Annotated in this window: 17 protein-coding genes; 13 read left to right on the plus strand and 4 right to left on the minus strand. The window is 66.8% G+C overall.

Features of this window, described 5'->3' with window-relative positions; translation table 11 throughout:
* Window positions 1-40: 40 nt before the first annotated feature.
* The 6 genes from mdh (at window position 41) to lpdA (ending at window position 8,308) form a co-directional block, all read left to right on the plus strand.
* Window positions 41-1,003 carry a malate dehydrogenase gene (gene mdh, locus AC1GI4_RS13970; RefSeq protein WP_058715168.1) on the plus strand — a complete coding sequence of 321 codons (963 nt, stop codon included), beginning with the start codon at window positions 41-43 and terminating at the stop codon, window positions 1,001-1,003.
* Between the two features lie 87 nt (window positions 1,004-1,090).
* Entirely contained in the window at window positions 1,091-1,381 is a 291-nt protein-coding gene (locus AC1GI4_RS13975; protein ID WP_479629907.1) for a GIY-YIG nuclease family protein, read from the plus strand.
* Between the two features lie 79 nt (window positions 1,382-1,460).
* Window positions 1,461-2,345 carry a succinate--CoA ligase subunit alpha gene (gene sucD / locus AC1GI4_RS13980; protein WP_294268445.1) on the plus strand — a complete coding sequence of 295 codons (885 nt, stop codon included), beginning with the start codon at window positions 1,461-1,463 and terminating at the stop codon, window positions 2,343-2,345.
* A 130-nt stretch (window positions 2,346-2,475) separates the two neighbouring features.
* Complete coding sequence (locus AC1GI4_RS13985) at window positions 2,476-5,457, plus strand: 2-oxoglutarate dehydrogenase E1 component (RefSeq protein WP_479629908.1); 2,982 nt, start codon at window positions 2,476-2,478, stop codon at window positions 5,455-5,457.
* Window positions 5,458-5,571: 114 nt separating this feature from the next.
* The gene (odhB, locus tag AC1GI4_RS13990; protein WP_479629909.1) at window positions 5,572-6,804 is read left to right on the plus strand and encodes a 2-oxoglutarate dehydrogenase complex dihydrolipoyllysine-residue succinyltransferase; all 1,233 of its coding nucleotides are present in this window, start codon (window positions 5,572-5,574) and stop codon (window positions 6,802-6,804) included.
* A 109-nt stretch (window positions 6,805-6,913) separates the two neighbouring features.
* Window positions 6,914-8,308 carry a dihydrolipoyl dehydrogenase gene (gene lpdA / locus AC1GI4_RS13995; RefSeq protein WP_479629910.1) on the plus strand — a complete coding sequence of 465 codons (1,395 nt, stop codon included), beginning with the start codon at window positions 6,914-6,916 and terminating at the stop codon, window positions 8,306-8,308.
* A gap of 197 nt (window positions 8,309-8,505) precedes the next feature.
* Here the strand turns inward: lpdA and AC1GI4_RS14000 are convergent, their stop codons facing one another.
* Entirely contained in the window at window positions 8,506-9,027 is a 522-nt protein-coding gene (locus AC1GI4_RS14000) for a GNAT family N-acetyltransferase (protein WP_479629911.1), read from the minus strand.
* A 96-nt stretch (window positions 9,028-9,123) separates the two neighbouring features.
* Window positions 9,124-10,593, minus strand: a complete 1,470-nt coding sequence (gene pyk / locus AC1GI4_RS14005; RefSeq protein ID WP_294270840.1) for a pyruvate kinase — start codon at window positions 10,591-10,593, stop codon at window positions 9,124-9,126.
* Window positions 10,594-10,665: 72 nt separating this feature from the next.
* Here pyk and AC1GI4_RS14010 point away from each other — a divergent pair, with 72 nt between their 5' ends.
* Window positions 10,666-10,968: a DUF1244 domain-containing protein gene (locus AC1GI4_RS14010; protein ID WP_294270837.1), complete on the plus strand. Its 303-nt coding sequence runs from the start codon at window positions 10,666-10,668 to the stop codon at window positions 10,966-10,968.
* Between the two features lie 140 nt (window positions 10,969-11,108).
* The gene (locus tag AC1GI4_RS14015; protein ID WP_037570224.1) at window positions 11,109-11,369 is read left to right on the plus strand and encodes a DUF2312 domain-containing protein; all 261 of its coding nucleotides are present in this window, start codon (window positions 11,109-11,111) and stop codon (window positions 11,367-11,369) included.
* Window positions 11,370-11,710: 341 nt separating this feature from the next.
* On the opposite strand, the gene AC1GI4_RS14020 is transcribed toward AC1GI4_RS14015, so the two are convergent.
* Complete coding sequence (locus tag AC1GI4_RS14020; protein ID WP_184104788.1) at window positions 11,711-13,174, minus strand: helicase HerA domain-containing protein; 1,464 nt, start codon at window positions 13,172-13,174, stop codon at window positions 11,711-11,713.
* 71 nt (window positions 13,175-13,245) lie between these two features.
* Here AC1GI4_RS14020 and AC1GI4_RS14025 point away from each other — a divergent pair, with 71 nt between their 5' ends.
* The 4 genes from AC1GI4_RS14025 (at window position 13,246) to ruvA (ending at window position 16,056) form a co-directional block, all read left to right on the plus strand.
* A complete protein-coding gene (locus AC1GI4_RS14025; protein WP_479629912.1) occupies window positions 13,246-13,785 on the plus strand; it encodes a DUF1003 domain-containing protein in 540 nt (179 codons plus the stop codon).
* Window positions 13,786-13,812: 27 nt separating this feature from the next.
* Complete coding sequence (locus AC1GI4_RS14030; protein ID WP_433908814.1) at window positions 13,813-14,556, plus strand: YebC/PmpR family DNA-binding transcriptional regulator; 744 nt, start codon at window positions 13,813-13,815, stop codon at window positions 14,554-14,556.
* A gap of 99 nt (window positions 14,557-14,655) precedes the next feature.
* Window positions 14,656-15,174, plus strand: coding sequence for a crossover junction endodeoxyribonuclease RuvC (gene ruvC / locus AC1GI4_RS14035; RefSeq protein ID WP_479629914.1), 519 nt, complete (start codon window positions 14,656-14,658; stop codon window positions 15,172-15,174).
* A gap of 282 nt (window positions 15,175-15,456) precedes the next feature.
* A complete protein-coding gene (gene ruvA, locus AC1GI4_RS14040) occupies window positions 15,457-16,056 on the plus strand; it encodes a Holliday junction branch migration protein RuvA (RefSeq protein ID WP_294246647.1) in 600 nt (199 codons plus the stop codon).
* Window positions 16,057-16,159: 103 nt separating this feature from the next.
* Here ruvA and AC1GI4_RS14045 read toward each other — a convergent pair whose 3' ends face one another.
* Window positions 16,160-17,065, minus strand: a complete 906-nt coding sequence (locus tag AC1GI4_RS14045) for a 2-hydroxyacid dehydrogenase (RefSeq protein ID WP_479629915.1) — start codon at window positions 17,063-17,065, stop codon at window positions 16,160-16,162.
* 143 nt (window positions 17,066-17,208) lie between these two features.
* Here AC1GI4_RS14045 and ruvB point away from each other — a divergent pair, with 143 nt between their 5' ends.
* Window positions 17,209-18,234, plus strand: coding sequence for a Holliday junction branch migration DNA helicase RuvB (gene ruvB, locus AC1GI4_RS14050; RefSeq protein ID WP_294270815.1), 1,026 nt, complete (start codon window positions 17,209-17,211; stop codon window positions 18,232-18,234).
* The last annotated feature ends 342 nt before the right edge of the window (window positions 18,235-18,576 follow it).

Here is an 18,576-nt window from a genome sequence, read left to right on the forward strand (position 1 = left end):
CGTGACCAATCACGTACGTCCACTACGGAGTAGGATTGGAATGGCTCGCAAGAAGATCGCGCTGATCGGCGCCGGTAACATCGGCGGTACGCTGGCGCACCTCGCCGCGCTCAAGGGGCTGGGCGATATCGTCCTGTTCGACGTCGTCGAGGGCGTGCCCCAGGGCAAGGCGCTCGACCTGTCGCAGTGCGGCCCGGTCGAGGGCTTCGACGCGAATATCAAGGGCTCCAACGACTACGCCGACATTGCGGGCGCGGACGTCATCATCGTCACCGCCGGTGTCGCGCGCAAGCCCGGCATGAGCCGCGACGACCTGCTCGGCATCAACCTGAAGGTGATGAAGGCGGTCGGTGAGGGCATCCGCGACAACGCCCCCGACGCCTTCGTGATCTGCATCACCAACCCGCTCGACGCGATGGTCTGGGCGCTGCGCGAATTCTCCGGGCTCCCGGCGAACAAGGTCGTCGGCATGGCGGGCGTGCTCGACTCGGCGCGCTTCTCGCACTTCCTCGCCGAGGAGTTCGGCGTGTCGGTGAAGGACGTGAACACCTTCGTGCTCGGCGGCCACGGCGACACCATGGTCCCGGTCCTGGAATATTCGACCGTCAGCGGCATCCCGGTCAGCGACCTGATCGAGATGGGCTTCTCGACCAAGGAAAAGGTCGACGAGATCATCAAGCGCACCCGCGGCGGTGGCGGCGAGATCGTCGCGCTGCTGAAGACCGGCTCGGCTTACTATGCCCCCGCCACCAGCGGCATCGCGATGGCCGAGGCGTATCTCTACGACCAGAAGCGCATCCTGCCGGCCGCGGCGCATCTGTCGGGTGAGTATGGCATCGACAACCTCTATGTCGGCGTGCCCGTCGTGATCGGCGCTGGCGGCGTCGAGAAGGTCGTCGAGGTCAAGCTGTCGGACGAGGCGAAGGCCAACCTTCAGGTCTCGGTCGATGCGGTCAAGGAACTGCTCGTGGCCTGCAAGGGCATCGACGAGAGCCTGGCGTAATTTGGTCGCGGCTCTCCCATGTGCTCCCGCGAAGGCGGGAGCCCAGTACTGTGTCCCCGCCTTCGCGGGGACACATGGAGTGGTAGGATGACCAAAGTCGGCTACGTCTACATCATGGCGAGCCGATTGAATGGAACGATCTATATCGGTGTCACAAGCGATCTGGCGAAGCGGGCCTATCAACACCGCAACGCCCTGATCGACGGGTTTACCAGGAAATATGGTTGCAGGTTTTTGGTCTGGTATGAGGCTCATGACGAACTGGACAGTGCGCGGCTTCGCGAACGCCAGCTCAAGAAGTGGAACCGGGACTGGAAGCTGCGGCTGATCGAAGAGAAGAATCCGGATTGGCTCGACCTGTACGAGTCATTGTTTTGAGCGATCGTGCTCCCGCGCAGGCGGGAGCCCAGGACTGGGTCCCCGCCTTCGCGGGGAAACAAGGGAATTGGGAGCTAAGATGAGCATCCTCGTCAACAAGAACACCAAGGTCATCACCCAGGGCATGACGGGTGAAACCGGCACGTTCCATACCCAGCAGGCGCTGGCGTACGGCACGCAGATGGTCGGCGGCGTGACGCCGGGCAAGGGCGGCACCGAGCATATCGGCCTGCCGGTCTTCAACACCGTCGCCGAAGCCAAGTCGAAGACCGGCGCCGACGCGTCGGTCATCTATGTGCCGCCGCCCTTCGCGGCCGACTCGATCCTGGAAGCGATCGACGCGGAGATTCCGCTGATCGTCGCCATCACCGAAGGCATCCCGGTCCTCGACATGGTCAAGGTGAAGCGCGCCCTGTCGGGTTCGAAGTCGCGCCTGATCGGTCCGAACTGCCCGGGCGTGCTGACGCCGGGCGAGTGCAAGATCGGCATCATGCCGGGTTCGATCTTCAAGAAGGGCTCGGTCGGCGTCGTGTCTCGCTCGGGCACGCTGACCTATGAGGCGGTGTTCCAGACCTCGAACGCGGGCCTGGGTCAGACGACCGCGGTCGGCATCGGCGGCGACCCCGTCAACGGCACCAACTTCATCGACGTACTCGAGCTGTTCCTGGCCGACGACGAGACGAAGTCGATCATCATGATCGGCGAGATCGGCGGCGACGCGGAAGAGCAGGCGGCGCAGTTCCTGATCGACGAGGCGAAGCGTGGCCGTTCGAAGCCGATGGCGGGCTTCATCGCGGGCCGCACCGCGCCTCCGGGCCGTCGCATGGGTCACGCCGGTGCGATCGTGTCGGGTGGCAAGGGCGATGCGGAAAGCAAGATCGCGGCGATGGAAGCGGCCGGGATCAAGGTTGCGGCCAGCCCGTCGGAACTCGGCTCGACGCTGCTGTCGGTGCTGAACAAGTAAGGCGTATCGCGTCACCCCGGCACACCCGCCGGGGTCCGTGGCGGCAGGCGGGCCGCTCGCGGCTGCGGACCCCAGGCGGATGTGCCGGGGTGGCGATCATGAAGAAGTCGGGCGGTCGAGGAAGCGTCTCATGGGCTACGAAGGCCAGGATTTCAGCGACATCGCGGCGGGCGTCAGCCCCGCCTTCATCGAAGCGCTCTATGCCAAGTATCAGGCCGACCCGTCGTCGGTCGACGCGGGCTGGCGCGGCTTTTTCGACGGTCTGGAGCAGGGCGTCGGGGCCCCCAGCTGGCAGAACAAGCGCTGGCCGCTGACCTCGACCGACGACCTGACGGCGGGCCTCGACCCGACCCAGATGGAACCGGCCCCCAAGCCTGCGAAGGGTGGCAAGCCTGCCCCGGCGGCCGCTGCGGCCGCAGCCCCCTCGACCGCCGACATCGTCAAGGCGGCGGGTGACGCGATCCGCGCGCAGATGCTGATCCGCACCTATCGCGTGCGCGGCCATCTTGCGGCGAACCTCGACCCGCTGGGCCTGTCGGGCCTGCGCGAGCTTCCGGAAGACCTGAAGACCGAATATCACGGCTTCACCGACGCCGATATCGACCGCAAGGTCTATCTGGGCGGCACGATGGGCTTCGAATGGGCGACCGTTCGCGAGCTGGTCGACACGCTGCGCAAGAATTACTGCGGCAATGTCGGCCTGGAATATATGCACATCGCGGATGTGGAGGAGCGCCGCTTCCTCCAGGACCGGATGGAAGGCCAGGATAAGGCGATCGAGTTCACGACCGATGGCAAGAAGGCCATCCTGAACAAGGTCATCGAGGCCGAGCAGTGGGAAAAATTCCTCGGCAAGAAATATGTCGGTACCAAGCGCTTCGGCCTGGACGGCGGCGAGTCGATGATCCCCGCGCTCGAGTCGGTCATCAAGTACGGCGGCCAGATGGGCGTGCGCGAGATCGTGTTCGGCATGGCGCATCGCGGCCGTCTGAACGTGCTGGCCAATGTGATGGCCAAGCCGCTGCGCGTCATCTTCCACGAATTCGCCGGTGGCTCGGCCAACCCTGATGACATCGGCGGTTCGGGCGACGTGAAGTATCACCTGGGCACCTCGACCGACCGCGAGTTCGACGGCCACAAGGTCCACATGTCGCTGGTCGCCAACCCCTCGCACCTCGAGGCGGTGAACCCGGTCGTGCTGGGCAAGACCCGCGCGATCCAGACGATCGCGGGCGATCTGGAGGACCACTCGGCCTCGGTGCCGGTGCTGATCCATGGCGACGCGGCCTTTGCGGGGCAGGGCATCGTGTGGGAGTGTCTCGGCTTCTCCGGCATCCGTGGGTATAACACCGGCGGCTGCGTCCACTTCATCATCAACAACCAGGTGGGCTTCACCACCTCGCCGCAGTTCGCGCGCTCCTCGCCCTATCCGTCGGATGTGGCGAAGGGCGTTCAGGCGCCGGTCTTCCACGTCAATGGCGACGATCCCGAGGCGGTGACCTTCGCCACCAAGATGGCGATCGAGTTCCGCCAGAAATTCCACCGCGACATCGTGATCGACATGTGGTGCTATCGCCGCTTCGGCCACAATGAGGGCGACGAGCCGGGCTTCACCCAGCCGCTGATGTACAACAAGATCCGCTCGCACCCCGGCGTTGCCGAGACCTATGCGAAGCGTCTCGTGTCCGAGGGCGTGGTCGATCAGGCCTGGGTCGACGAGAATATCAAGCAGTACACCACCCGCTGCGAAGGCGAGTTCGAGGCGGGCGCCAGCTACAAGCCCAACAAGGCCGACTGGTTCGCCGGTCGCTGGTCGGGCCTGTCGGCGCCGAAGGAGACCGATCAGGGTCGCCGCAACGTGGAGACCGGCCTCGACAAGAAGCTGTTCGACGCGATCGGCCGCACGCTGACCACAATTCCCGAGGGGCTTCAGGTCCACAAGACGCTGAACCGCGTACTCGACGCCAAGCGCCAGATGTTCGCCACCGGCGCGAATTTCGACTGGGCGACCGGCGAGGCGCTGGCTTTCGGCTCGCTGCTGTCGGAAGGCTATGGCGTGCGTCTGTCGGGCCAGGATTCGGGGCGCGGCACCTTCTCGCAGCGTCACGCCGTCTGGGTCGACCAGACCGACGAGCACAAGTACGTGCCGCTGAAGACCGTCGAGCATGGCAGCTTCGAGGTGCTGGACAGCCCATTGTCCGAATATGGCGTGCTCGGCTTCGAGTATGGCTATGCGCTGGCCGATCCGAAGACTTTGGTCATGTGGGAGGCGCAGTTCGGCGACTTCGTCAACGGCGCGCAGATCATGATCGACCAGTTCATCACCAGCGGCGAGTCCAAGTGGCTGCGTGCCAACGGCCTCGTGATGCTGCTGCCGCATGGTTATGAAGGCCAGGGTCCGGAGCACTCGTCGGCACGTCCCGAGCGCTTCCTCCAGTCGTGCGCCAACGACAATATCCAGGTTGCGAACTGCACCACCCCGGCCAACTATTTCCACCTGTTGCGCCGCCAGATGCACCGCAATTTCCGCAAGCCGCTGGTCGTCTTCACGCCCAAGTCGCTGCTGCGTCACAAGCTCGCGGTGTCGAAGGCCGAGGACTTCCAGGGCGACAGCCACTTCCGCCGCCTGTTGTCGGACACCAACGGTGCCGCCGACGAAGCGACGACGCGGCTGGTCCTGTGCACCGGCAAGGTCGCCTACGACCTGATCGAGGCACGCGATGCGGCGGGCGACACGGGTACGCAGATCGTGCGCGTCGAGCAGCTCTATCCGTTCCCGAGCGATGCGCTCGCCAAGCGGATCGGGCGCATGCCGAACCTGCAGGACGTGGTCTGGGCGCAGGAAGAGCCGAAGAACAACGGTTACTGGTTCTTCGTCGAACCGCTGATCGAGGAAGCGCTGGCCGAGGCCGGTGCGAGCGTGAAGCGGGCGCGTTATGCGGGTCGTGCGGCGGCGGCATCGCCCGCCACCGGCCTGATGAAGCGCCACACCGCCGAGCAGGGTGCGCTGGTCGCCGATGCGCTGGGCCACAATGTCCGCGACGAAATCCGCCGGACGCGCGCCGAGGGCAGCAACACGACCGCCAAGCCGACGACGCAGGCGGCGGACTGAACTTTACCGAGTTCCCCGGTTCGTGACCGAGCCGGGGAGGGATGAAATCTGGCGCGGGCGTTTTGCCCGCCGGCGTAAGAGCCCCGGTCGATGGACCGGGCGGAGGAAATGGAAATGGCGACTGAAGTTCTGGTCCCGGTACTGGGCGAATCGATCTCCGAAGCGACGCTGGGCGAATGGCTGAAGCAGCCGGGTGACGCGGTGGCCGTCGACGAGCCGATCGCGAGCCTGGAGACCGACAAGGTCTCGGTCGAAGTGCCCTCGCCGGTGGCGGGTGTCATGGGCGACCATGCCGTGAAGGTCGGCGACACGGTGCAGGTCGGCGCGCTGCTGGCGACCGTCGATGCCGGTGGCTCGGCCCCGGCCAAGACCGAAGCGGCTGCGCCTGCCGCGACCGCGGCTCCGGCGGCTGCTCCGGCCCCCGCCGCTGCGCCTGCCGCCGCTGACGAGTCGAGCGACTCGCCCGCCGCGCTCTCGCCGTCGGTGCGCCGTGCGGTCCTCGAGCACGGCCTCGACCCCGCGACGATCAAGGGCACCGGCAAGGACGGCCGCATCACGAAGGAAGACGTCGCCGCCGCCGCCGCCAACAAGTCGAGCGCCCCGGCGCCTGCCGCTGCCGCTCCGGCCGCTGCCCCCGCCGGTTCGGCGCGCAAGGAAGAGCGCGTGAAGATGACGCGCCTGCGTCAGACGATCGCCAAGCGCCTGAAGGAAGCGCAGAACACTGCCGCGATGCTGACGACGTTCAACGACGTCGACATGACCGCGGTGATCGAGGCGCGCGCCAAGTATAAGGACCTGTTCGAGAAGAAGCACGGCGTCCGCCTGGGCTTCATGGGCTTCTTCGTGAAGGCCGCGACGATGGCGCTGAAGGACATCCCTTCGGTCAACGCCTCGATCGAGGGCGATGAGATCGTCTATCACGACTATGCCGATATCTCGGTCGCCGTCTCGGCCCCGAACGGCCTGGTCGTGCCGGTCATCCGCGATGCACAGGACCTGACGGTCGCGGGTATCGAAAAGACGATCGGCGACTTCGGCAAGCGCGCCAAGGACGGCACGCTGAAGATGGACGAGATGAAGGGCGGTACCTTCACCATCTCGAACGGCGGCGTGTTCGGCTCGCTGATGTCGACCCCGATCATCAACCCGCCGCAGTCGGCGGTGCTGGGCCTCCACCGTATCGAGGAGCGTCCGGTCGTCGTCGACGGCCAGATCGTCATCCGCCCGATGATGTATCTGGCGCTGTCCTATGACCATCGCATCATCGACGGCCGCGAGGCGGTGACCTTCCTCGTCGCGCTGAAGAACGCGATCCAGGATCCGACGCGCATCCTGATCGACCTCTGATCGCTTTGTGATCTATACGGGCCCTCGAACGGTCGAGGGTCCGTCCTTGCTGTGACAGGCGGGTGCGCCCGCAGGCTGGACCCCGAGAGCCGGGGAACGGGAGAGACAAATGGCTGAGTATGACTATGACGTCCTGGTGATCGGCGCTGGCCCCGGCGGCTATGTCGCGGCGATCCGCGCGGCGCAGCTGGGCCTGAAGACGGCGTGTGCGGAAGCGCGCGAGACGCTGGGCGGCACCTGCCTCAATGTCGGCTGCATCCCGTCCAAGGCGCTGCTCCACGCGTCCGAATTGTTCGAGGAAGCATCGCACGGTGCCCTCGCCAAGTTCGGCGTCGAGATCGAGGGTGCCAAGCTCAACCTCGACCAGATGCACGCCGAAAAGGCCAAGGCGGTCGGCGAGCTGACCGGCGGCATCGAGTACCTCTTCAAGAAGAACAAGGTCACCTGGCTGAAGGGCAAGGCCGCGTTCGAGGATTCGAGCACGGTCAAGGTCGGCGACCAGACCGTCACCGCGCGCGACATCGTGATCGCGACCGGCTCGGTCGTGACCCCGCTGCCGGGTGTCGAGATCGACCAGAAGGTCGTCGTCGACTCGACCGGCGCGCTGGCGCTGCCCAAGGTGCCGGAACATCTCGTCGTCATCGGCGGCGGCGTGATCGGGCTGGAGCTGGGCTCGGTCTGGCGTCGTCTGGGTGCCAAGGTCACGGTCGTCGAATATCTCGACCAGATCCTGCCGGGCTTCGACGGCGAGGTCCGCAAGGAATCGGCCAAGCTGTTCAAGAAGCAGGGCATGGAGCTAAAGACCTCGACGAAGGTGACCGGCGTCACCGTCGAGGGCGACCGCGCGACCGTCTCGGTCGAACCGGCGGCTGGCGGTGCGGCGGAGACGCTGTCGGCCGACGCCGTGCTGGTCGCGATCGGCCGCAAGCCCAACACCGACGGGCTGAACCTGGAAGCGGCGGGCGTGAAGCTGAACGGCCGTGGCCAGGTCGAGATCGACCATGACTTCGCGACCAATGTCGACGGCGTCTGGGCGATCGGCGACGTGGCACCGGGCCTGATGCTCGCGCACAAGGCCGAGGACGAAGGCGTCGCGGTGGCCGAGAACATCGCAGGGCAAACCGGCATCGTGAACCACGATGTCATCCCTAGCGTGGTCTACACCATGCCCGAAATCGCCGGTGTCGGCCTGTCGGAAGAAGCGGCCAAGGAGCGTGGCGAGGTCAAGGTCGGCAAGTTCCCCTTCATGGCGAACAGCCGCGCCAAGACCAACCGCGACACCGACGGCTTCGTCAAGGTCATCGCTGACGCCAAGACCGACCGTGTGCTGGGCGTGTGGATCATCTCGTCGCTCGCGGGCACGATGATCGCCCAGGCCGCGCAGGCGATGGAATTCGGCGCGACGTCGGAAGACATCGCCTATACCTGCCACGCGCACCCCACCCATGCCGAGGCGCTCAAGGAAGCCGCCATGGCGGTGCAGGGCAAGCCGATCCACATCTGATCGGGCTTTACCGGATGACGGAAGGGGCGGGCATCGCGAGATGCTCGCCCTTTTTGTTATGGGAAAAAATCCTTCCCGGCACGGGGAGGGGGGCCGCCGCGAAGCGGTGGTGGAGGAGGCGGGCTGCAAAGACGGTCCTGCGGCGAAGCCCCCCTCCGTCAGGGCTGCGCCCTGCCACCTCCCCGTGCCGGGGAGGATCAGGGTTTCAGCACCATCCGCACGGACGGGACTTCGCCGCCAACGGCCAAACAGCGCCGAATGACGCGGCCCGTCTCGATAAAGCCCAGCTTGGTGAGCACCCGGCCAGACGCGGGATTGTCCTCGAAATAACCCGAAGTCAGATGGGCGAGACCAAGCCGTTCGAACCCGAAGTCGACGATCGCCTGCGCCGCCTCGGTCGCTATTCCCCGCCCCCAATGGGCCGAGGACAGCCAATAGCCGAGTTCCGCCGTCTCCTCCTCCGGGGTCAGGCCGACTGCGCCGATCAGCCGGTCCTCGCCGCGCAGCGTGATCGCCCATACCCATTCGGTGGGTACGACCCGCTCGAGAAAGAAGCGCGCATCATCAGGCCCGTAAGGGTGCGGTACGCGGGCCAGACGGCGTGCGACGTCCCAGTCCCCGACGATGGAGATGATCGCCGCCCCATCACGCTCGGCCGGACGCCGCAGCGACAGGCGGGCGGTGGCAAGGTCGGGTCGGCTATCGAGATAGGGGAACATGATCTTGCCCGCTAAACGTTCATGGCATCGGCGCCCGATACAAAAAGGGCGGCCAACGCTTTCGCGCCGCCGCCCTTCCTGTCCTGGACCCGGCGCTTACGCCTCGCTGCGGTCGCCGTAATTGGCCAGCTCGTCGCCCATGATGCGGGTGACGTGGAGCACGTTGGTCGAACCCGGCGTGCGGAAGGGGACGCCCGCCATCAGCACGACCTGGTTGCCCGCTTCGGCGATGCCGTGGCGCAGTGCCATGCGCTTGGACTTGGCGACCATCTCCTCGAAGGACTCCACGTCGCGAGTATGGACCGCGTGCGTGCCCCAGAGCAGGCCCAGGCGGCGTGCCGTCTCCAGCTGCGGCGTCAGGACCAGCAGTGGCACCGAAGGCCGCTCGCGCGCCACGCGGCGCGCGGTCGAGCCGCTGGTGGTGAAACAGATGATCGCCTTGGCCGACACCGTATTGGTGATCCGCGCCGCCGCCTCGGCCAGCGCGTCGGCGGTGGTCGGGTCGGGGGTCATGGCGGTGAAATGGACGCGTTCGCCGTGCCCGGGATCATTTTCCACCGACACGCCGATCGCGTTCATCATCGCGACCGATTCGACCGGCCAGGCACCCGCCGCCGACTCGGCCGACAGCATGATCGCGTCGGCGCCGTCATAGATGGCGGTCGCCACGTCCGACACCTCGGCGCGGGTGGGCGAGGGGCTCTGGATCATCGACTCGAGCATCTGGGTCGCGACCACCACCGGGCGGCCCATGCGACGCGACACCTCGACGATGCGCTTCTGGAGCGGCGGCACCGCCTGGGGCGGCAGTTCGACGCCCAGGTCGCCGCGCGCGACCATCACGCCGTCGCATTGCTCGACGATTTCCTCCAGCCGGTCGATCGCCTGCGGCTTCTCGATCTTGGCGAGGAGCGCGGCACGCCCCTTGATGAGGCCGCGCGCCTCCATCAGATCCTCGGGGCGCTGGACGAAGGACAGGGCGATCCAGTCGACGCCCTGCTCCACCGCGAAGGCCAGGTCCGACCGATCCTTCTCGGTCAGCGCGGCCATGGGCAGCACGACGTCGGGGACGTTCAGCCCCTTGTTGTTGGACAGCGCGCCGCCGACCTCGACCAAGGTCGTGATCTTCTCGTCATCATGGAAGGCTACGCGCAGCACCAGCTTGCCGTCGTCGAGCAGCAGGCGCGCACCCGGCTCGATCGCAGCGAAGATTTCCTTGTGCGGCAGCTCGACGCGCGTGGCGTCGCCCGGCGTCGGATCGCGGTCGAGGATGAAGGTGCTGCCGGTTTCCAGCATGACCTTGCCGTCGGCGAACTTGCCGACGCGCAGCTTCGGGCCCTGAAGATCGGCCAAAATCGTGGTCGGGCGTCCGAAGCGTTCCTCCAGCGAGCGGATGGCCTGGATCAGCGGCACCTTCGACTGCTGGTCGCCATGGCTCATATTGATTCGGAACGCGTCGGCGCCAGCCTGAAACAGGGTGGCGATCGTCTCGGGATCGCTGCTGGCCGGGCCGAGCGTGGCGAGGACGCGGACTTTGCGCGAACGCGGTGGGAGGGCCTTGGTCATGTTCACATCCTGCTTCTTTGCGGCCAGTGTCCTAAAGCCTAATGCGTTACGATCAACCTAGGAGCGACGAATATGACCGATACGCTGGATGCGTTGAATGCAATCGATGACGCGGCGGCGGCGGCGGCCTTTCGTCGGCTGGTGCTGCATTTGCGCCATCGCACCGATGCGCAGAATGTCGACCTGATGGGGCTGGCGGGCTTTTGCCGCAATTGCCTGTCCGACTGGGTGGGCGAGGCGGCGGGCGTCGACAAGGCGACCGCGCGTGAGGCGATCTACGGAATGCCGTACGACCAGTGGAAGGCCGAGCATCAGGCCGAGGCGACGCCGGAACAGCTGGCGCGCATGGCCGAGAGTGTGAAGAAGAACCGTTAACGCCCGCTTGAGCCCGGCCTCGGAACCGCCTAGACCGCCAGCGATCCCGACATCCGCGCCGGACCGACCTTGCCTCAGGCGGGGCCGTGTCGTTGGCGGCGGGTTCATGGGGCAGACCGGATTTCACAAGGGTTAAGACAATGGCGGACGAGAATTTCGACAGCAGCGGCAATGTGACGGCCGACGAGCTGCGCCTGCTGATCGAGCGGGCCGAGCGGCTGGAAGAAGAGAAGAAGGGCATTTCGGACGACATCAAGGACGTCTTCGCCGAAGCCAAGGCGCGTGGGTATGACCCCAAGGCGATCAAGAAGATCATGGCCATTCGCAAGAAGAAGCGCGAGGAATATCAGGAAGAGGAAGCCATCCTCGAAGTGTATATGAAGGCGCTGGGCATGATCTGATCCCGGTTTCGGGTTCGGAATGCGAAGGGCGGCGGGGCTTCGGGCTCCGTCGCCCTTTTTTGTTGGTGGCGAGCGGTGGGCCGTGGCCTTCGACTTTGCTCAGGCTGAACGGAGTGAATGGCTGTGGCCCATAATCCCAACCCCCGTTCAGCCTGAGCGAAGTCGAAGGCTCGAGCATGATGACATGAGATGAACTCACCCCTCCCCTTCAGGGGAGGGGGCGGGGGTGGGGCGCCTCCGCAAGCATGCTGCCCCTGGCGAGGCCCCACCCCAACCCCTCCCCTTCAGGGGAGGGGCTCTCCTTGGTTCAACGCAACGTCATCACGGTCTAAACGAAACCCTCACCCCATCTCCGCCGCCTGGGTCGTCCAACCCAACCGGGGAATCGTGATCGAGCGCTTCCCCGTCAGGTCGGTGCGGCACACGAACAGATCGCGGCTCTCGATATAGGCGATCAGGCGCTTCACCCGGCCCAGCGAGCTGGTCCCGTACGTCTCGGCGATCTTGGTATCGGGCGGGCAGGGCAGCCCCTCGCGCGCGGCCCGCGCCACCAGCAGGAACGCCCCCAGCATGTCGTCGGGCAGCATCGCGGCCAGCGCCAGCGCCTCCTGCCAGTCGGGATCGTTCACATCGAAAATCCCCGCCCGCGCGCAGGATAGCCGCCGGGCAAAGCCGTTCAGGTCGAGCGGCGGCCGGGCCAGCCCCGCCATCCGGCACCGCACCTGGAAATCCTGGAACAGGACCGAGGCGGGGCGGAAGGTCGATTCGGGATCCTCGACGATCGCGCGGAGCACCTGTTCATAGATGGCCTCGACCTCGCCCTCATCCATCTCCGGCGCGGGCGGCGCGGCGGTGGTGGGTAGCGGCGGGCGGCCGAGATCGGCCATCAGCTCCTCGGCGGGCACTCGGCGCGGGCGCGGGTCGAAGGTCATGGGCAGGGTCGGCGCTTCCTCGACCGGCGCGAAGAGCAGTTCCTGCAAGTCCGGCGGCGGCGCGTCGGGCAGGGGGGTCAGCTTGGGGCTGCCCGAGCGGGCCGAGGTCTCGACCGCCCCGATCTTCACCGTGATCGGCCGCCGCGACACCGCAGGCCCCAGCGCCAGGAAGGTGCCGCGCGCCAGATCACGGATCGAATCGGCCTGCCGCCGCTCCATGCCCAGCAGATCGGCGGCGCGCGCCATGTCGATGTCGAGGAAGGTGCGGCCCATCAGGAAGTTGGACGCCTCCGCCGCGACATTCTTGGCGAGCTTGGCGAGTCGCTGGGTCGCGATCACGCCCGCCAGCCCGCGCTTGCGGCCGCGACACATCAGGTTGGTCATCGCCGACAACGAGGCGCGGCGAACCTCCTCGGTCACTTCGCCGCCGGTGGTGGGCGCGAACAGCTGGGCTTCGTCCACCACGACGAGCGCGGGATACCAATGCTCGCGCGGCGCGTCGAACAGCGCGTTGAGGAAGGTCGCGGCGCAGCGCATCTGCCCCTCGATCTCCAGCCCTTCCAGGCTCAGCACCACCGAGGCGCGGTGTTCGCGAATCCGGCTGGCGAACCGCCCGACCTCACGCTCGGCATAGTCGCCCGCCTCGATCACGACATGACCGTACGCCTTGGACAGGGTGACGAAATCGCCCTCGGGGTCGATGACCACCTGTTGCACCTGGCCCGCCGATTTCTCCAGCAGGCGGCGCAGCAGATGCGACTTTCCCGACCCCGAATTGCCCTGCACCAGCAGGCGGGTCGCCAGCAGTTCCTCAAGATCGATCGGCACCGACGAGCCGCGCTCATCGGTTCCCATATCCACGCGTACCGTCATGACTCTGGCGTTTGGCCGATCAACGCCCCAAGGAGCAAGGCATTTGATTCCTTGAACGGAGCCCCGCACCCATGGCCCTGTCGAACGCCGCCGAAATCGCCCGCCGCACGCTGGGTAAGCCCGCGCATGAACTGGACGAGGAAGAAGCCCAGGTCATCGCCGATATTGAGTCGGGCCAGCTCAGCGCGCGCGATGCCGCCGATATCGCGGACGAAACATCGACCTGGGGCGAGAGGCTGGCCGACCGGGTGGCGGCGGTCGGGGGAAGCTGGGGCTTCATCATCACCTTTTCGGTGATCCTGCTGGGCTGGATGCTGCTCAATTCGGACGTACTCAGCCATTTCGGCATGGCGTTCGATCCATACCCCTATATCTTTTTGAATCTCATGCTCTCGACGCTGGCGGCGATCCAGGCGCCGGTCATCATGATGAGCCAGAACCGGCAATCGGCGAAGGACCGGCTGGCCGCCAGCCTCGACTATCGCACCAATTTGCGCGCCGAGATCGACATATTGCGGCTGCACCACAAGCTGGACAATGCCGTCACCGAACGGCTCGACAGCCTGGAGGCGAAGATCGACGGGTTGGCAAAGGCCCTTGGGCAGTCGTAAGGAGCCCGATCATCTCAAGAGGCACCGATGGCAGGCCACAGCAAATTCAAGAACATCATGCACCGCAAGGGCGCGCAGGATAAGAAGCGCTCGGCAGCATTTTCCAAGCTCTCGCGCGAAATCACCGTCGCGGCGAAGATGGGCACGCCCGACCCGGACATGAACCCGCGTCTGCGCGCCGCCGTCAACGCGGCCAAGGCGGCCTCGATGCCCAAGGACAATATCGCCCGCGCGATCGACAAGGCATCGCGCGGCGACGGTGAGAATTACGAGGAAATCCGCTATGAGGGCTTCGGCCCCGGCGGCGTCAGCCTCATCATCGAGGCGCTGACCGACAATCGCAACCGCACCGCGACGAACGTGCGCACCGCGGTGTCGAAGAATGGCGGCAACCTCGGCACCGCCGGTTCGGTCAGCCACGGCTTCGACCGGATGGGCCTCATCAACTATCCCGCAAGCGCCGGTGACGCCGAAAAGGTGTTCGAGGCGGCGCTGGAAGCCGGGGCCGAGGACGTGACCTCCACCGAGGACGGCCACGAAATCTGGACCGCGCAGGCCGACCTGCACGAAGTCGCCAAGGCGCTGGAGCCCGTGCTGGGCGAGGCGGAAGGCGCCAAGCTCGCCTGGCGGCCGCAGACCATGGTGTCGGTCGACGAAGCGGCGGCGGCGACGCTGTTCAAGCTGATCGACACGCTGGACGATGACGACGACGTCCAGACCGTCTGGGGCAATTACGAAGTCTCCGACGAAGTGATGGAAAAGCTCGGTTAAACCCCATTCCTCCCCAAGCCCGGCTTGGGGAGGGGGACCGCGCGGCAAGGCCGCGTGGTGGAGGGGCAGGCAACGTCAAAACCCTTCCGAAAGCGCGCAATGACCCTACCCCCCGCGATCATCCTCGGCCTTGACCCCGGTCTCGGCACCACCGGCTGGGGGGTGATCGCGGTGGAGGGCAACCGGCTGCGCCATGTCGCCAACGGCCAGATCAAGACCGAGCCGTCCATGGTGCTGCCGCGCCGCCTCGCGAATTTGCACGCCGCGCTCTACGACGTGATCCGCCAGCAACAGCCCGACGGCGCGGCGGTCGAGGAGGTGCTGGGCAACAGCAACGCGCAGTCCACGCTGAAGCTGGGTCAGGCGCGGGGCGTCGTCCTGCTCTCGGCGGCGCAGGCCGGGCTGATCGTCGGCGAATATCATCCCAGCATCGTGAAGAAGGCGACCGTCGGCACCGGCGGGGCGGACAAGAAGCAGGTGCAGGCGATGGTCGGGCATTTGCTGCCCGGGGTGAAGCTGACCGGGCCGGACGCGGCGGATGCGCTGGCGGTGGCGATAACTCATGCGCATCACTTGGCGAGTGCAAGGGCGATGCAGCGGCGGGTGGGGGCGGTTTAGGGCGGCGGTCTGGCTTGTGGCTGGCCCTCCCCCATCCCCTCCCGCTTGCGGGAGGGGCGTGCCAAGGTTTCGGTGCAGGAATCTCTCGAAGCAGCGCTTGCGGACAGCCAAGTAGCACGCCCCTCCCGCAGGCGAGTTTCAGGTCGGTCATGCCCCTCGGCATGACCTAAACGATGCGGGGCATCGTTTACCTGAAACTGGGATGGGGGAGGGCTCGCCACAAGCAAGGCCGCCAACGATAACCCCCGTGACGTCCACCCCCTTTTGTTCTAACCCATCCACATGATCGCGCATCTCAAGGGACGTTTGGACTCCACCGGCATCGACCATGCGGTGATCGATGTGGGCGGCGTCGGCTATCTGGTCGGCGCGTCGGCGCGCACCTTGTCGTCCATCGGCCCGGTGGGCGAGGCGGCGATGCTGCATACCGAGATGCTGGTATCCGAGGATTCGATCCGGCTGGTCGGTTTCGCCAGCGCCGACGAGCGCGACTGGTTCCGGTTGCTAACCGGCGTGCAGGGCGTGGGCTCGCGCGTGGCGCTGGCCATCCTGTCGGCGCTGGAGCCCGCCGACCTGATGCGGGCGATCGCCAGCGGCGACAAGGCGATGGTCGCCCGCGCGAACGGCGTCGGTCCCAAGCTCGCCCAGCGGATCGTGATGGAGTTGAAGGACAAGGTCGGCGGCATCGTCCTGGCCCCCGGATCGGGCGGCGGTGTGGCGGCGTCGGCGGGGGCGGGCGCGGATGCGGTGTCGGCGCTGCTCAACCTGGGCTTCCGCCCGGCCGAGGCCAATGCGGCGGTCGCGGCGGCGGAAGAGGAGTTGGGCGCGGGCGCGACGCTGGATGCGCTGGTGCGGTTGGCGCTGCGGAAGGCGGCGAAGTAAGGGGCGTGGGCTTCGACTTCGCTCAGCCTGAACGGATGTTTTGGGCCAGGACCGAGTACAGCAGCCGTTCGGGCTGCGCGAAGTCGAAGCTAAAGGGACCCCGCTAGCCCAGCAGCCCCGGCGGAACCTCCCCGGCGAAATGCGCCTCCAGGTTCGCCACCACCATATCCGCCATCGCCGCGCGCGCCTCGCGCGTCGCGCTCCCCTGATGCGGGGCGAGCACGACATGGTTCATCCGGCGCAGCGCGAAGGGCACGTCGGGCTCCTCGGCGAACACGTCCAGCCCCGCGCCCGCGATGCCGTGCGACTCCAGCGCGGCGACCAGCGCGTCCTCATCGACCAGGCTGCCGCGCGCGATATTGACCAGCACTCCCTCGGGGCCCAGCCGTTCGAGTACCCCGGCATCGACCACCCCGCGCGTCCCCGCACCACCGGGGGCGGCGAGGAACAGCACGTCGCTCTCCGCCGCCAGCATCGCCAGATCGGGGACGAAGCGCCACGGCACCGATTTTTCCGACCGCGCGGTATAGGCGATCTCGCCGCCGAACGGCGCGGCGCGGGCGGCGATCGCCTGTCCGATCCGGCCCAGTCCGAAAATCCCGATCCGCCGCCCGCTCGCCCGGCGGCCGAGCGGCACCGTCCAGTTGCCCATGCGCAGCGCCCGGTCGTTGGCGGCGATCCGCCGATCGACCGCCAGCCAAAGTGCGATGGCCTGGTCCGCGACATCCTCGGTCAGGATGTCGGGCGTGATTGCGATGCGGATACTGCGCGCGGCGACTGCGGCGCGGTCGATCCCGTCATGGCCGACGCCGTGCACCGCGATGATCTCCAGCTCGGGCAGCCGGTTGAGCAGCGCGGCATCGACCGTCATCATGCCACCGCCGACGATCGCGCGGGTGGTCGGCGGCGGCGTGTCGCGGTGGAGCGTGAAGCGCTCGGCAAGCGCGATGTCCAGCGCGGGCGGAACGGCGGTGGCGAGGAAGAGATCGTGCGGCATGGGGCCCAGCATAGGCCGATTTCCCGCGCGAGTCCGCTACCCGCATCAAGTCCTTGCGACGCCAGGGCTGGCGTGCCGCCCGGTCGCTGTTATGTTCGCGCAATGTTCGCCTGCCGTCTCGACAGCCATGCCCCCCAGCCGCTAGGGCTGGGTGCGTGACCGACCAAGACCGCCTGTTATCCGCCAGCCGCCGTCCCGAGGATGTCGACGCCGCGCTTCGCCCCAAGAGCCTGGACGAGTTCGTCGGCCAGCAGGCGGCGCGCGACAATCTGCGTGTGTTTATCCAGGCGGCGCGCGGGCGCGGCGATGCGCTCGACCATGTGCTGTTCTTCGGCCCGCCGGGCCTGGGCAAGACGACGCTGGCGCAGATCATTGCGCGCGAGATGGGGGTGGGCTTTCGCGCGACCTCCGGCCCGGTCATCGCCAAGTCTGGCGATCTCGCCGCGCTGCTGACCAATTTGGAGGACGGCGATGTCCTGTTCATCGACGAAATCCACCGCCTGCAACCGGCGGTCGAGGAAGTGCTCTACCCGGCGATGGAGGACCGCGTCCTTGACCTGATGATCGGCGAGGGACCGTCGGCGCGCAGCGTGCGGATCGACCTGCCGCGCTTCACGTTGGTGGGTGCGACGACGCGGCAGGGGTTGCTGACCACGCCGTTGCGTGATCGCTTCGGCATTCCGGTCCGCCTGCAATTCTACACGGTCGAGGAACTGACCCGCGTCGTCACCCGCGCCGCGCGGCTGCTCGACCTGCCCATCGCGGAGGACGGTGCGGTCGAGGTCGCGCGGCGTTCGCGGGGTACGCCGCGTATCGCCGGGCGGTTGCTGCGCCGCGTCCGCGACTTCGCCAGCGTGGCGGGGCATGAGATCGTCCACGCCGCCGCCGCCGACCAGGCGCTCAACCGGCTGGAGGTCGATGCGCTGGGGCTGGACGCGATGGACCGGCGCTACCTGACGATGATCGCCGACGTCTATCGCGGTGGCCCGGTGGGGGTGGAAACCCTGGCCGCCGGGCTGTCCGAGCCGCGCGATACGATCGAGGAGGTGATCGAGCCCTTCCTGATCCAGCTGGGCCTGCTTGCCCGCACCGCGCGCGGGCGTATCCTCAATCCGGGCGGATGGAAGCATCTGGGGCTGAACCCGCCGATCGGGTCGCAAGACGGGCTGTTCGACGGCTGAAGGGTGGGCGTCACACATCGCCCACTTTGCATCTCACGTCCGTTCAGCCTGAGCGAAGTCGAAGGCCAAGCGGACCCGGCAGCCCAATAGATCGGTCCATCACCCACCGGAAATTCCGTGGCCTTCGACTTCGCTCAGGCTGAACGGAGGTCTGGGTCGGAGGCGCCTCCAAAATGGACCCCCGCCGGTCGGAAGACCGATAGGGGCCAGGTGGGTGTCTCTTTCTGCTGCGTTCGGCCCGGCATCTCCGCACGGCGGCGATCGCTTCCCCGCAACTCCATGATTCGCCACGCGAAAGCGCGAGAGACATGGGATTGAGGATGATCGAACCGCCCGGAGAGG

The organism is Sphingomonas sp. 77B, from assembly GCF_056497825.1.